The sequence below is a fragment of the Psychroserpens luteus genome (assembly GCF_015319355.1).
Lineage (GTDB): Bacteria > Bacteroidota > Bacteroidia > Flavobacteriales > Flavobacteriaceae > Psychroserpens > Psychroserpens luteus.
The window spans coordinates 130488-144154 of sequence record NZ_JADILU010000001.1 but is presented as its reverse complement, the minus strand read 5'-3'; the positions used below and the strand labels follow the sequence as shown (position 1 = coordinate 144154).

General features: G+C 32.5%; 16 protein-coding genes. All 16 read right to left on the bottom strand.

Features of this window, described 5'->3' with window-relative positions; genetic code table 11:
* Positions 1 to 10: 10 nt before the first annotated feature.
* Positions 11 to 1030 (bottom strand): sugar phosphate nucleotidyltransferase, encoded by a 1020-nt coding sequence (locus IM744_RS00705; protein ID WP_194506166.1) that lies wholly within the window; start codon positions 1028 to 1030, stop codon positions 11 to 13.
* Between the two features lie 40 nt (positions 1031 to 1070).
* Entirely contained in the window at positions 1071 to 1385 is a 315-nt protein-coding gene (locus tag IM744_RS00700; protein WP_194506165.1) for a GIY-YIG nuclease family protein, read from the bottom strand.
* A gap of 38 nt (positions 1386 to 1423) precedes the next feature.
* Positions 1424 to 1858 carry a dUTP diphosphatase gene (dut, locus tag IM744_RS00695; protein ID WP_194506164.1) on the bottom strand — a complete coding sequence of 145 codons (435 nt, stop codon included), beginning with the start codon at positions 1856 to 1858 and terminating at the stop codon, positions 1424 to 1426.
* 75 nt (positions 1859 to 1933) lie between these two features.
* Entirely contained in the window at positions 1934 to 3361 is a 1428-nt protein-coding gene (locus IM744_RS00690; RefSeq protein ID WP_194506163.1) for an oligosaccharide flippase family protein, read from the bottom strand.
* A 57-nt stretch (positions 3362 to 3418) separates the two neighbouring features.
* On the bottom strand, positions 3419 to 3883 hold the full coding sequence (locus IM744_RS00685) for a hypothetical protein (protein ID WP_194506162.1): 465 nt from the start codon (positions 3881 to 3883) through the stop codon (positions 3419 to 3421).
* 21 nt (positions 3884 to 3904) lie between these two features.
* Positions 3905 to 4432 carry a hypothetical protein gene (locus IM744_RS00680; protein ID WP_194506161.1) on the bottom strand — a complete coding sequence of 176 codons (528 nt, stop codon included), beginning with the start codon at positions 4430 to 4432 and terminating at the stop codon, positions 3905 to 3907.
* A gap of 119 nt (positions 4433 to 4551) precedes the next feature.
* Positions 4552 to 5412, bottom strand: coding sequence for an ATP synthase F1 subunit gamma (gene atpG, locus IM744_RS00675; protein WP_194506160.1), 861 nt, complete (start codon positions 5410 to 5412; stop codon positions 4552 to 4554).
* 51 nt (positions 5413 to 5463) lie between these two features.
* Complete coding sequence (gene atpA / locus IM744_RS00670) at positions 5464 to 7044, bottom strand: F0F1 ATP synthase subunit alpha (RefSeq protein ID WP_194506159.1); 1581 nt, start codon at positions 7042 to 7044, stop codon at positions 5464 to 5466.
* A gap of 53 nt (positions 7045 to 7097) precedes the next feature.
* Positions 7098 to 7634 (bottom strand): ATP synthase F1 subunit delta, encoded by a 537-nt coding sequence (gene atpH / locus IM744_RS00665; RefSeq protein ID WP_194506158.1) that lies wholly within the window; start codon positions 7632 to 7634, stop codon positions 7098 to 7100.
* Between the two features lie 5 nt (positions 7635 to 7639).
* Complete coding sequence (locus IM744_RS00660; protein ID WP_194506157.1) at positions 7640 to 8140, bottom strand: F0F1 ATP synthase subunit B; 501 nt, start codon at positions 8138 to 8140, stop codon at positions 7640 to 7642.
* 95 nt (positions 8141 to 8235) lie between these two features.
* Positions 8236 to 8436 carry an ATP synthase F0 subunit C gene (atpE, locus tag IM744_RS00655; RefSeq protein ID WP_092465958.1) on the bottom strand — a complete coding sequence of 67 codons (201 nt, stop codon included), beginning with the start codon at positions 8434 to 8436 and terminating at the stop codon, positions 8236 to 8238.
* Positions 8437 to 8474: 38 nt separating this feature from the next.
* Positions 8475 to 9653, bottom strand: a complete 1179-nt coding sequence (gene atpB / locus IM744_RS00650; RefSeq protein ID WP_194506156.1) for a F0F1 ATP synthase subunit A — start codon at positions 9651 to 9653, stop codon at positions 8475 to 8477.
* Positions 9654 to 9770: 117 nt separating this feature from the next.
* Positions 9771 to 10169, bottom strand: coding sequence for a DUF6168 family protein (locus IM744_RS20870; protein WP_379660201.1), 399 nt, complete (start codon positions 10167 to 10169; stop codon positions 9771 to 9773).
* Positions 10162 to 10401: an AtpZ/AtpI family protein gene (locus IM744_RS00645; RefSeq protein WP_194506155.1), complete on the bottom strand. Its 240-nt coding sequence runs from the start codon at positions 10399 to 10401 to the stop codon at positions 10162 to 10164. Before IM744_RS00645 ends, IM744_RS20870 begins: the two co-directional genes overlap by 8 nt.
* Complete coding sequence (locus IM744_RS00640) at positions 10352 to 10750, bottom strand: bactofilin family protein (protein ID WP_317175374.1); 399 nt, start codon at positions 10748 to 10750, stop codon at positions 10352 to 10354. The genes IM744_RS00645 and IM744_RS00640 overlap by 50 nt, the downstream gene beginning before the upstream one ends.
* A gap of 37 nt (positions 10751 to 10787) precedes the next feature.
* On the bottom strand, positions 10788 to 13370 hold the full coding sequence (porW, locus tag IM744_RS00635; RefSeq protein WP_317175373.1) for a type IX secretion system periplasmic lipoprotein PorW/SprE: 2583 nt from the start codon (positions 13368 to 13370) through the stop codon (positions 10788 to 10790).
* Positions 13371 to 13667: the final 297 nt, after the last annotated feature.

Genomic DNA, 13667 nt, shown 5'->3' with positions numbered 1-13667 from the left:
CGTAGTAATATTATTCCAAAACAGAATAGTCACCAATACTAATCGCTTTAAAATCACCATTATATTTAACGTGATTTCCAATCATAGCATTGTCTAAAGTAGCATTTTTAATGTTAGTATGGTTTTGTATTAAGCTATTTTTAACGCTTGAATTTTCTATCACACAATTATTACCAATGGATACATTAGGTCCAACGGTAGCATTATTTAATTCTACGTTCTCACCAATATAACAAGGTTCAATGATAGTAGAGTTATTATTTTTTACAGACTTGGCAATCATTTGCTCTTCTCCATCTGCTTTTAAAAATATTAACATTCTAGTGTTAGTTTCTAACGTCACGTTTTTATTTCCGCAGTCCATCCACTCATCAACAGTTCCTGTTTTAAAAATTTTACCGTCTGCCATCATGCGTTTAATACCATCATTAATTTGGTATTCTCCTCCATTCATAACGTTTTCATCAAGAACTTCTTGTAATTTATCTTTTAAAACTGCTACATCTTTAAAGTAATAAATCCCAATAACTGCTTGATCACTTACAAATGTTTCTGGTTTTTCGACTAGTTCTACGATTTCTTGATTGTCGTTAAGTTTTACAACTCCATATGCTTCTGGATTTGCTACTTTTTTAGTCCAAATCACGCTATCTGCTGTTGGATCTAAATCAAATTCTGCACGAATCAATGTATCTGCATACGCAACAACTGCTGGTCCAGAAAGCGATGGCTTTGCACACATAATCGCATGGCCAGTTCCTAAAGGTTGGTCTTGACGATAGATTGACGGTTTTGCACCTAAACTTCTAGCCAAAGCTTTTAAACTGTCTACAACATCATCATCAAACCAAGCTGGATCACCTAATACAAAAGCGATTTCATCTATAGGTTCATTTAATACTTTCACTATGTCTTTTACTAATCGATGCACGATAGGTTGACCAGCTACTGGAATTAATGGTTTTGGTACTGTTAAACTATGTGGTCTTAGACGAGAACCTCGTCCTGCCATTGGTACTATTATTTTCATATGCATGCCTGCGAAAGCAGGTATCTTTTAAAGTGTTATACTATTTTTTAAGTTTATTATAATTTAAATTCCAATTGATACTCAAATCTGACCAGCTGAAATTCATTTCTTCAATGAGTTCGATTTTCCAATCACGTTTCCATTTTTTAAAGCTTTTTTCTCTTTTTTCAGCATCATTACCATTTTCAAACTCTTCAAAATATATCAAATTATCGCAATTGTATTTTGCAGTAAAAGATTTTGGATAAACCTTTAGTTTATGTTCTTTTACTCTTTCTTCAATATTATCTGTTACTCCTATGTATAAAACACCATCCTTATTATTGCTCATTATATAGACGTACCAGTGTTTCATAAAATTACCAATGAGATTCCTGCGTTTGCAGGAATTACTTATTTTACTCCAGTACTTCCAAAACCACCTTCACCTCGATCTGTTTCTGAAAGTTCATTTAATTCTGTCCAATCTGCACGTTCATGTTTTGCAATGACTAATTGTGCAATACGTTCTCCATTATTTATGGTGAAATCTTCGTTAGATAAATTTACTAAAATGACTCCTATTTCACCTCTATAATCTGCATCTACAGTTCCTGGTGCGTTGAGTACTGTGATTCCTTTTTTTGCTGCTAATCCGCTTCGTGGTCTTACTTGTGCTTCAATACCAACTGGTAATTCTATAAATAAGCCTGTGCCAACTATACTACGCTCCAATGGTTTTAATATTCTTGGTTCAGTTAGGTTTGCACGTAAGTCCATTCCTGCTGATGCGATGGTTTCGTAGTGTGGTAAATCGTGATTAGATTTGTTTATGATTTTGATTTGCATTCTTGATTTTATTAATTAGTACTTCGGAGCTTCGCTCTATATTTTCATTTAAATAGTACTCAGGATGAAAAGTAATTATCTTTTTAATAACTGTTTAAATTCATTTCTCTCTAAAAAAGCAACTAAAGCCACAAAGAGTAACAAAAATACAGTTCCTAATAAAATATTTCTGTCAAAATGATAATAAGTTATAAAACTTAAACCAGCACTTACTAGCAAGTATAATGAAATTCGATTAATATCATAAGGTACTGGATAATATTTTCGACCCAAAAAATAGGAAATAAGCATCATTAATCCGTAAGCAATAAGCGTTGCATACGCACAAGCCATAAAACCTATCTTCGGAATAAAAATAAGATTGAAAGCAATAGTTATTGCAGCACCTATAATTGAGATGTACATCCCAAAACGTGTTTGATCTGTAAGTTTATACCAAATAGAAAGGTTATGATAAATCCCTAAACATAAATTAGCTAACAATACAATTGGAACAATATCTAGAGCTAATAAGTAGCTTTCCTTTTTAATGAAAATTGGTCTCAATAGATCTATATAGATCACCACAATCATCAAACCTAAAGCTCCAACAATGGTAAAATACTTTAATATGGTTGCGTAGGTTTGCGTTGCATTTTCTTTATCTGAGTGATTGAAGAAAAATGGTTCTGCTCCCATTCTAAACGCTTGAATAAAAAGAGTCATAAAGACTGCAAGTTTATAGCAGGCACTATAAGCACCATTTACAAATTCGCCCTCAATTTCTGGTAATAACCATTTATCTAAGTTTTCATTAATAACAAATGCTAAACCTGCAACCATTATTGGCCAACCATAACGTAACAACTGTTTTAAAACTGTAGTGTCATATTGCAATTTCGCTTTAAAGAAATATGGCAATACTAAGATTAATACCACTCCACTTGCTATCAAGTTTGCTATGAATATATATTCGACATTATTCTCTACATTAAATACTTGCCTAAGACTTTCTAAACCATATGTTTTTGACAGTAACAGCACATTTAATAATACCATGATAAGCACGTTGATCAACTTAATAACTGCAAATTTAATTGGTCTACCTGTAACTCTTAAATAAGCAAATGGAATAACAATTAGTGTATCAATAAGTGTTATACCAACTAGTAAGGTATAAAAATCAGTATTAATTCTTAATGCTTCGGAAATTGGAACTCTAAACAAGAAAAGTAATATTCCGAAGAAAAAAGTACTCACAACAATTGTAATCATCGCAGTAGATAACACAGCACTCTTATCTTTGTTTTTACTGAAAAACCTAAAAAAAGAAGTTTCCATACCGTAGGTTAGAATCACATTAAAAAATGCAGCTACAACATAAAATTCTGTATTTTCAGAATAGCTTTCATTAGGAAGTACATCTGTATGTAATCGTACTAAGAGAAAATTAATAAGGCGAGGCAATACAATTGCTAAACCATAAATAACTGTGTCTTTAAAAAAGGATTTTAGTACGCTCAAGAGTATTAATTTGTTGGGCTAAAAATACGTTATTAGCAAACGTGAACCAAAGATATGTTATTGCATATTTGGTGGCCCATTTTCATAGTAAACCCCTTCATTTTCAATAACATTGTTTATTTTGAAGTATTTAGTTATACCATCTTCACGATAACTAATCACACAAGCTCTGTTTGAGATCTCAAAAGGGAAATCTTTTATCGTATTTAATACGTGCCCTTTACTAATTGGATCTCGTTTTATTAACTGACAAACGTACTTACCTTTATCTGGTACTAATCGACCTTTAAGATTTCTAAAAAAAACACTATCAATAACGACATTTTTTGCTGGTGTTAGATTAGCGATGTGAAAATTATAACCAGAACTCCCAATTTTAATTGCGCTAGTCCAGTTTTGAAAATAAGCTTTAGAGTATTGAATTGGAGCAGTTTTTTCTAATTTAAAAGCATTAGAACATCCCATTAAAAGTATAAATATAAAAAGGACAACACAAAAATGTAGTGATTTTGAACTATTCATATTGACTAAGTTCTACTTAGGTTAATTAATTTTAATATTTTTATTTGGTGGAGCACTTGGGTAATTCAAGGATTCCCTTTCATTAACATTTGAAATTTTATAATACAGTATTTTACCATCTTTAATATAGCTCACAACGCATTCATCATCTTTTAATTCAAAAGGAATAGCGCTCGTTTTTTTTTGTAATTGGTTACCATATTCTTTATTAGGATCGCTACTCATTATCATATCCTGCTTAGGTTGATTGAATTCAGTTTTAAATCTTCCAACATATAATAAACCTTCATTTGCTTCCCTAATTTCAAATTTCACAGCTTTTCCTCTAAAATACGCACTATCGAGCCTAACAGATTTATCTTTCACTGGAACAAATAAATTTAATCCAGAACCTCCACCTTTAACTCCTGCTGTCCATTTTTGAAAGTACACATCTCCAAATTGAGTTGGAGCCTTCTCTTGTAATTTTTGTGCAGTAGAGCATTGAGAAAAACTCGCCATAAGAATTAGCATTACCATCGAAAAAGAAATTTGTTTAAGTGATTTCATATTTATATTTTAATCATTATAAAGATACAACTTCAAAATTAATGCCATAAAAAAACCTAACTCGTTAAAGTTAGGTTTTAAATTATTTTGATTCCGTATTGAATACAGAATGATAAAAATTAGTTATTCAAAGCTTCTGCTCCACCAACAATCTCAAGGATCTCGTTAGTAATTGCTGCTTGACGTGCTTTGTTATAGGTCAGTTTTAATTGATCTCTTAACTCAGTAGCATTATCTGTTGCCTTGTGCATTGCAGTCATACGTGCACCATGCTCTGAAGCAAAACTATCTCTAATAGATTTGTATAATTGTGTTTTTAATGACTTCGGAATTAATTGCTCTACGATTTCTACTTTTGATGGTTCAAAAGTATAATCTGTATTTGTATTAGCTTCTCCTTCCATAGGAACAATTGGTAAAAATTGCTCATTCATCACTATTTGAGTTGCTGCATTTTTAAACTTGTTGTAAATCACTTCGATTCTATCAAAATCACCATCAACAAATTTTTCCATTAGCATCTCTGCAATCTCAGCAACATTATCAAAAGTTAAATCATCATAGACTTCACTTTTATTAGCGATAATATTATTTGTCTTTTTGAAAGCGTCGTTAGCTTTTTTACCAATAACAACATAAGACACCTCTTGATTGGCGTATTTGTTTTTGGTTAGCCTTGTGACCTCTTTGATTATATTAGAATTAAAAGCACCTGCAAGACCTCTATTTGAGGTGATAGCAACTAGTAATACTTTCTTAACTTCACGTTGCTCTGCAAATGCACTAGCAGAATCACCTTCTAATGTTGAACTTAAACTTTGTAAAAGCTCAGTCAACTTATCAGAGTAAGGTCTCATCGCTGTAATTGCATCTTGCGCTTTCTTCAATTTTGCAGCAGATACCATTTTCATGGCGCTAGTGATCTGCATCGTTGACGATACTGAAGATATTCTATTACGTATTTCTTTAAGATTAGCCATATTTCAGAATATGAAATATTCCTGTTCTCAAATTGAAAACAGGAATGTTAATTATGCTCTATACTTTCCTGATAAATCTTTAGCTACAGTCATTAATACATCTGTAACTTCATCAGTTAATTTCCCTGCTTTTAAAGTGTCTAAAACATCTCTGTGTTTAGCATTTAGGAATTCAAGATAATCTCTCTCAAATTCTTTTACTTTATTTACTGGAACGTCTTTCAATAAGTTTTTAGATCCAGCGTAAATAATCGCTACTTGATCTTCAACTTTAAATGGATCGTTTTGTCCTTGCTTTAAAATCTCAACGTTACGTTTTCCTTTATTAATTACATTCAATGTAACAGCATCTAAATCTGATCCAAACTTAGCAAACGCTTCTAATTCACGATACTGAGCTTGATCTAATTTTAATGTTCCAGATACTTTTTTCATTGATTTAATCTGTGCATTACCACCAACACGAGATACAGAAATACCTACGTTAATTGCTGGACGAACACCAGAGTTAAATAAATCTCCATCTAAGAAGATTTGCCCATCTGTAATTGAAATTACGTTTGTTGGGATATATGCTGAAACGTCACCTGCTTGTGTTTCAATAATTGGTAAAGCTGTTAAAGAACCACCACCTTTTACAATTGGTTTTAATGAATCTGGTAAATCATTCATTTCTCTAGCAATTGCATCATTATTAATGATTTTTGCAGAACGTTCTAATAATCTTGAGTGTAAATAAAATACATCACCAGGATACGCCTCACGTCCTGGAGGACGACGTAATAACAAAGATACCTCACGATATGCAACTGCTTGTTTTGATAAATCATCAAATACAATTAAAGCTGGTCTACCAGTATCTCTAAAGTACTCTCCAATAGATGCCCCTGTAAAAGGTGCATAAACTTGCATTGCAGCAGGATCTGATGCATTTGCAGCTACTATTGTAGTATAAGCTAAAGCTCCTTTTTCTTCTAAAGTTTTAGCAATAAGTGCTACTGTTGAAGCCTTTTGACCTACAGCAACATATATACAATATACAGGCTCACCTGCATCGTAAAATTCTTTTTGATTTAAGATAGCATCAATACAAACTGCAGTTTTACCTGTTTGTCTGTCACCAATAACCAACTCACGTTGACCTCTACCTACTGGAATCATAGCATCAATTGCTTTAATACCTGTTTGCAATGGCTCTGTTACTGGCTCTCTATAGATAACTCCGGGTGCTTTACGCTCTAAAGGCATCTCATAAGTTGTACCAGTGATTGGTCCTTTACCATCAATTGGGTTACCTAAAGTATCTACAACACGACCAACAATACCTTCACCTACATTTACAGAAGCAATACGATTAGTACGTTTTACTGTAGAGCCTTCTCTAACTCCTACAGAGACTCCTAACAATACAATACCTACATTATCTTCTTCAAGGTTAAGTACAATACCTTCTAAGCCACCATCGAATTCTACTAATTCGCCATATTGCGCATTAGCTAATCCGTAAGCACGTACAATACCATCACCTACTGTTAATACTGTTCCAACTTCATTTAATGAAGCTCCTGCTTCAAAACCTGAAAGTTGTTGTTTTAAGATTGCTGATATTTCAGCTGGTTTTACTTCTGCCATCTTTATTTAGATTTTATACGTTCACTTCTATAAGCTCAGTGACCGAATACTATTTAATTTAATGTAAACTCTCTTTTTAATTTACTCAATTTATTAGCAACACTTGCATCATATTGAATATCTCCAATACGCAATACAAATCCTCCTAAAATACTGTCATCAATAACATTATTGATTTCAACTTCTTTTCCTGTAAGCTCTTTTAATTTCAATAAAACTTTAGCTCTTAAATCATCAGATAATTCAACAGCTGTAGTAACCGTAGCTATTTGTGTATCTTTAAGTTGATCATAAAGCATATTATATTGCGATGCAACATCACCTATTGCTGAGATTCTTTTATTATCAATCAATGTATCTACAAGTTTAGCAGATAATGGATTCATATTTTTAAAGATCTCTAATACAATAGATTTTTTTACTGAAGAACGTACCACAGGATTTTGAAGCGTCAGTTTTAATTCTTTATTATCTGCAATAGTTGATGCTATTAACTTCATATCTGAGTTAACAGTGTCTTCAAGTTTTTGCTCTTGAGCTAAACTTAATACTGCTTTTGCATAACGAATTGCTGCTCTTGCTCCTGCCATTGTTATTAGTTTAAAGTCGTTTCAGCTAACATAGATTCAACTAATTCTAGTTGTTTCCCTTTGTTAGATAATTCTTGACGCACTACTTTCTCTGCAATTTCTATAGATAAGTTAGCTACATGATTTTTAAGCTCTGCCATAGCAGTTTTCTTTTCATTATTAATAGCCAATTGTGCTTGCTCAATCATTTTATTAGCTTGCGTTTGTGCTTGAGTTTCTGCATCAGTAATCATCTGTGCTTTCATTTCTCTAGCCTCTTTAAGCATTGCTTCTCTTTCTAATCTTGCTTCTTGCAATAACTTTTGGTTATCTGCTTGAAGATTTTCCATTTCACGCTTTGCTTTTTCAGCTGCATCTAATGCACCTTGGATTCCTTCTTCTCTTTCATTAAGTGAATTAAGAATTGGTTTCCATGCAAATTTTACCATGATGAAAATCAACAATAAAAGTAGTATCGTTTGTACTACAAAAAGTCCTGGTGAAAAATCGTTTAGTAATTTATCCATTTTAGATATGCTTAATGTTCTTATCTTTTTTTTAATTTAAAACCTATCCTGCAACCAACCGTTACAGGATAGAGTTTTGTAAGTTGATTTGGTTCTTATTTTCCTAAGAATAAAGCTCCAAATGCTAAACCTTCTAAAAGTGCTGCAATGATAATCATCGCTGTTTGAATTTTTCCTGTTGCTTCTGGTTGACGTGCAATACCTTCCATTGCTTTTCCACCAATTTGTCCAAGACCAATTCCTGCTCCGATTACGATTAAACCTGCTCCAATTAAATTGTAAGTTACTGGTTCCATAATAAATGTATTTATAGTTAAATTAAAAAAAACTCTTATTAAATGAAATCTCCTCTCACATCTTCTGCGTCAGGAATTTCTTGACCTTGCTCATCATGAGCATGATCGTGATCGTGTTCTGCTACTGCCATACCAATAAATAATGCTGAAAGCATTGTAAAGATATACGCCTGTAAGAACGCGACTAATACTTCGATTAATGTTATAAAAAATGATAATACTAATGATAATGTTGTTGCACCTACAACTCCTAAAGATTCTTTTAAGGTGAACATTATTGCAATTAAACTCATCACTACAATGTGTCCTGCAGAAATATTTGCAAACAAACGCACTAATAATGAAAATGGCTTAATTATAAATGTACCAGCAAGTTCTATAACTGCTAAAATTGGACGAATCCACCATGGAGCATCCTGCATCCATAAAATATGCATCCAGTAATCTTTATTACCACTTGTAGTATAAATAATTAATGTAAATATTGCTAAACAAGCTGTTACAGCCAATTGTCCTGTGACATTAAATCCAAAAGGTGTTAATCCTAATAAGTTTAAGATCCAGATAAAAAAGAATACTGTTAATAAGTAACCTGTAAATTTTCTATAATGTTTCTCTCCAATATTAGGTCTTGCAATCTCATCTCTTACATATAATACAAGAGGCTCAAGCACACGACTAAATCCAGTTGGAATTGCTTTCTTTTTATATTGCCTTGCTAAACGTGAAAACCAGAAGAACATTAACAATCCAATCAACAAAACACCTACAACACTTTTAGTAATAGAAAAATCTAACACTTTATGAGCATTCTCTGCATGATGATCTTTGTCAAAGCTTACTTCAGATGCTGTTGCATCTAACTCATAAATCTTTGAATGAATCTTAGCGAATTTAAGTCCGTTTTTTTCAACGATTACATGTCCATCATCATTATGGTGAAACTTAGAAGACATAAACGTAGTCAAACCATTGCTTGTCCATATTATGATAGGTAATGGAAAACCAACATGTTTACGCTCACCTGCATCACTTGTATATGAGAACAACGAAAAATCGTGTGAATCTTGTATGTGATGTAAGATGTAATCTTCCACTTCTTTTTTGGTGTCGATTTGACCTCCACCTTCAGTAGAACTATTTGCAAATGATGCTGTTGAAAAAAACAGTACACTTACAATTGCTAAAAATTTAAAACTTTGTTGAAATATCTTCATTGTTATAAAATCAAAAAACTACTCTTTCTAAATTCGGTGCAAAAGTACGGAAATTATTAAAATAACAATATGTTTTTTTATCATAAAAATTAGAACAAAAAATACTCTTTGATAATACTAGCTATTTGGTAGCTTTCTATTCAGAATTCGAGTGATAAAAAAGACTTCTAATACGAGAAAAAGAAGTAGTGGGAATAATAGGTTTAATCGCTCTATAGTGCTTAAAGTTTCAGAATTAAATATTGAAGGTTTGAAGATTACAAAAAATAAAATTCCTTTTATAAACAAAGTTGGTAAATAAATAAAACCTAATTGTGATTGTAACTTTTTAATATGTGAGAAGATTTCAAAATGGATACAAATTATCAATGACGACACAGCAAAAAACATATTGGTGTCAAACACACTAAATCTAATTTCTTGAAAAGATATACCTATTATTGAGTCTTGAGTAAAATATATGACAACAAATAGAGCAGCGAAAGCACCTGCAAAAATCAATAATTTCTTAATCATCTTCTTTAGAGACTTTGATCACTTGAATAATCACCATATACATAGCTATAAATACAGAAAGTAGTGTTACCGTAGATTCCCAGAAATCTTGATTATACTTTGAGTCTAGCCATTTTCCGAGGAGATTACCCAACCAAATTGTAGCTCCCATTTGGAAAGCCACAGATGTAAATCTAATGTATTTACTTGGCGATTTGCCTTGTTTCTTGTTGTTGCGCTTTTGAATTGCCATTGCTTACATCTTTTAAACCGCCTTTCATTGAACAAGTTGCGTTAAAATTAGCTCCAGGTTCTACAGCTAATCTACCAACCATTACTTCTCCTTCAACATGTGCAGATGATTTTAAAGACAACGTATCAGACAGTAATAATTTGCCTGTAAACTTACCTTCAATATCTGCATTTGCACTTTTCAAAGTACCATTGATGATTCCTGTTTTACCAATAACGACCTTTCCTGGTGTTTTGATGTTGCCTTGAACGGTTCCTTCAATTCTAAAATCGCCTTCGCTAATAATATCACCTGTAATGACAGTGCCTTTAGCTATTGTGTTTTGTTGTGAGGTTGTATCTGAAGCCATACGTATTGTTTTTTTGCCTGAAAACATAGGTCTATATTTATTGTGATTCGAGGTATTCGTTTAAGTTTTTATGTCGCTGAACAATTTCATAATTAGGTGAAGAAATTGAATAAAAATCTCGGTCTATTTTGTCTTTGTTTTCTTTTAGTATTTCTGCAAAACCAGCAGCACCTTGAATACTTTTTAGTCCGTGGACAACAACAAAAGTTGTATTAGCATCATAAAAATCTACTGATGTAGACAGATTGAAGTAACTTACTTTTGAGACTGAATTATCTAATTTTTTCACAAACTCTTCTATTTGATCTTTCTCTTCATTAGTAAAAGAGTACAATACATTAAAGCGATTCCCTGTATCATTACTAACAAATTCTTTTTTAGCTAAAATAGGAATCACGGTTTTTAAAATCTCTTTTGCTTTTTTTCCTTCTTCGGAATTTGGATATGTCAACGCAATATAATTTACGCCTTTTTTGTAAGCTTCAAACCCATTTAATCGACCGTTTGCAGAAGCTTTTAAAATTTCAAATTTAGGCACTAAAGGGTCTCCTTCAAATTGAGTAATGTATTGTTCTGCTTTTGTAACAACCTCAGCATATTGCTGGTCACCAAATTGTTTAAATATCTTTTTATATAAACTTTCTGGGCTATTCTCGTCTAGTGCAAATTCAGACTTTGGATTGAGTAATATTTTTGCATATCTAGAATCTGGATATGTATTTACAATCTCATCCATCATTGCAGATGCTTTACTGCTCAATCCTAACTCTATATAAATTTTATATAAGTTATATTTTGAAGGTAATATTAAACGGTCTTCAGGATTGTTTTGTAATAAGGTTTCGAGTTTAACTTTCGCTAATTCATACTCTTTGAATTTCTCTTTATAAATAGTCCCTAATTGGTAATAAGCATAGTTTCTATCTTTTGCTAAACTATCAATCACTTTTTGATCTGATGGTATTTTAGCAATATAAAACTCAGGATCAAAACGCTCGTCATCTGTAGCATTTGCAGCAACATCTATATCTTGAGAACTATTAGATCCTTTACCTTTTGCGTCAGACAATCTCCAATTATCTTTTAATTCTCTGTCTCCCCAAACTTTCACGAATTCACTTTTTCCGTAGGCAACTGTTGTAGGATTATAAAAGTAAAAGTCGCTTTCTTGGCTAGTTTTAGCTCCTCCAGGAGTTGCTCTAACAGATTTTGATCCTAGGCTACTTTTGCTATTATTGGTGTTTTCTGAGGTTTTTAGCCCAGAGCCACTTGCTTTGCGTCTCGCTTCAGCTTCCGCTTTTTCTTTTTCGGCTTCTGCCAATACTTTTAATTCTTCTGTATAGGTTGTGAAATACGCAAGTCTTTCTACTTCGGAAAGATTTACCAATCTCAAAATACTGTCATTTGCTTGAGCAATATCTTCATAATAGATCACATCTTCAAGGTTCTCACGTTTCCGCTTAACAACACGATATGGCTTAGAATTAAGCTTCATATTCAACATCGTACTATCGTAATATGCTCCTGCGAGTTTATACTCTGCATTGTCAAAACTCATATCACCTAGCGTTGCATAATCTCTTGATTTCAAATCTTTATCACCTGAATTGGTACGAAGTGATTTGTTGTAGTAAGCGATTGCCATAGAATCTCTCTTGTTGGCTCTATGAAACTCTGCAATGCGGTAATAAATCTTATCTAAAAAAGGGCGATTTTCACGGTCTTCTTCCAAATCTGTCAAGTACTCTAGAAACTCTATTTGGTTTCCGTTTTCCATATCAAAGTTATTTGATTTGGCTAAGTGAGCATTGATGTAATATGGTCTTGGGATTTTACGATGCATATCAATAACGTTATCAAACGCCAGGTTTGCACTGTCTTTTTTTCCGAATTCATTATAAAGCTGACCAATAACATAATTGAAACGTGCTTTTTCTTTGTTCTTCTTCGTGAAATCTGCAGCAATTGCTAATTGTGTTAAAGCACTGTCTTTAGATTTCACATTAATATAAGCTTGAGCTAATATTGATGTCGCATCTGCTAAATCTTGATCTTCTAGTTCTTCTTGCTCTAAAAGACGCTTTAAATTTTTAATAGCTAGTTCATTATTTTCTAATCTAATGTTTGCTTTTTCTCTCCAAACTTTAGCAGTATTAATTTTATCACTAGCCGGATATTTGTATAAAATGTAGTTGAAAGCTTCAAGAGCTGGCACAAAACGTTGATCGAAATAACGTGCTTGACCTAAGAGTAAATACGCTTCATCTATTTGAGGGTTGTACTCTTTACCCTTAATATTCATCCCATGTTTTTGAACTGCTTTAATTGCTTTTTCTTCAGCACGTTCAAAATCTTGGTTTTTAGATTGACCAGGAAAAAAAATATCTTCTGAGACTTGCATTCGTTCTATTGGAAGTAATTGCCAATAGTTATCTGTTGCAGCATTATCAACAGTTTCTCTTCCTTTTTCTAATGCAATATTACCATTATACAAAATATTGTATTTGGTACCTAGTGCATGAAAATTTCGATTAATAAAAGTATCCTTCTTACGTGAACAACTTGTGATAAGCATTGTTACGCAAAAAACTGATATTAAGACTTTAAAAGATGTATTCAAAAGGTTTAGTTTTTTGTAAATACTATAACTAAAATCGCTCGCATATATTATGTAGCGCTGTAAAAATAAGCATCTTTTTGATTTATCTTGGAAAAATGGGTGATTTATCGATGTATTGAGTCGTTTGGTGGAAAGGTGCTCGGTGTTTAGTTGACTTACTCTAGCGTTTTACTCTTATCCTTTTTTTCTCGCAAAAGCGCAAAGTAGCAAAGTGTTATGTGAATACTTTTACTTGGGTTCTGTCGCAAAGGTGCAGAGTAGCAAAGCGTTGTATGATTACTCTTATGAAAAGCAATA

Excerpts from the sequence above, each read along its gene's own strand:
- IM744_RS20870 (WP_379660201.1), bottom strand. The coding sequence starts at position 10,169 with ATGATTAAGAAATTATTGATTTTTGCAGGTGCTTTCGCTGCTCTATTT.
- atpE (WP_092465958.1), bottom strand. The coding sequence starts at position 8,436 with ATGGAACCAGTAACTTACAATTTAATTGGAGCAGGTTTAATCGTAATC.
- IM744_RS00645 (WP_194506155.1), bottom strand. The coding sequence starts at position 10,401 with ATGGCAATTCAAAAGCGCAACAACAAGAAACAAGGCAAATCGCCAAGT.
- IM744_RS00680 (WP_194506161.1), bottom strand. The coding sequence starts at position 4,432 with ATGAAATCACTTAAACAAATTTCTTTTTCGATGGTAATGCTAATTCTT.
- IM744_RS00685 (WP_194506162.1), bottom strand. The coding sequence starts at position 3,883 with ATGAATAGTTCAAAATCACTACATTTTTGTGTTGTCCTTTTTATATTT.
- IM744_RS00660 (WP_194506157.1), bottom strand. The coding sequence starts at position 8,140 with ATGGATAAATTACTAAACGATTTTTCACCAGGACTTTTTGTAGTACAA.
- IM744_RS00640 (WP_317175374.1), bottom strand. The coding sequence starts at position 10,750 with ATGGCTTCAGATACAACCTCACAACAAAACACAATAGCTAAAGGCACT.
- dut (WP_194506164.1), bottom strand. The coding sequence starts at position 1,858 with ATGCAAATCAAAATCATAAACAAATCTAATCACGATTTACCACACTAC.
- atpG (WP_194506160.1), bottom strand. The coding sequence starts at position 5,412 with ATGGCTAATCTTAAAGAAATACGTAATAGAATATCTTCAGTATCGTCA.
- IM744_RS00700 (WP_194506165.1), bottom strand. The coding sequence starts at position 1,385 with ATGAAACACTGGTACGTCTATATAATGAGCAATAATAAGGATGGTGTT.
- IM744_RS00705 (WP_194506166.1), bottom strand. The coding sequence starts at position 1,030 with ATGAAAATAATAGTACCAATGGCAGGACGAGGTTCTCGTCTAAGACCA.
- atpH (WP_194506158.1), bottom strand. The coding sequence starts at position 7,634 with ATGGCAGGAGCAAGAGCAGCAATTCGTTATGCAAAAGCAGTATTAAGT.
- atpA (WP_194506159.1), bottom strand. The coding sequence starts at position 7,044 with ATGGCAGAAGTAAAACCAGCTGAAATATCAGCAATCTTAAAACAACAA.
- atpB (WP_194506156.1), bottom strand. The coding sequence starts at position 9,653 with ATGAAGATATTTCAACAAAGTTTTAAATTTTTAGCAATTGTAAGTGTA.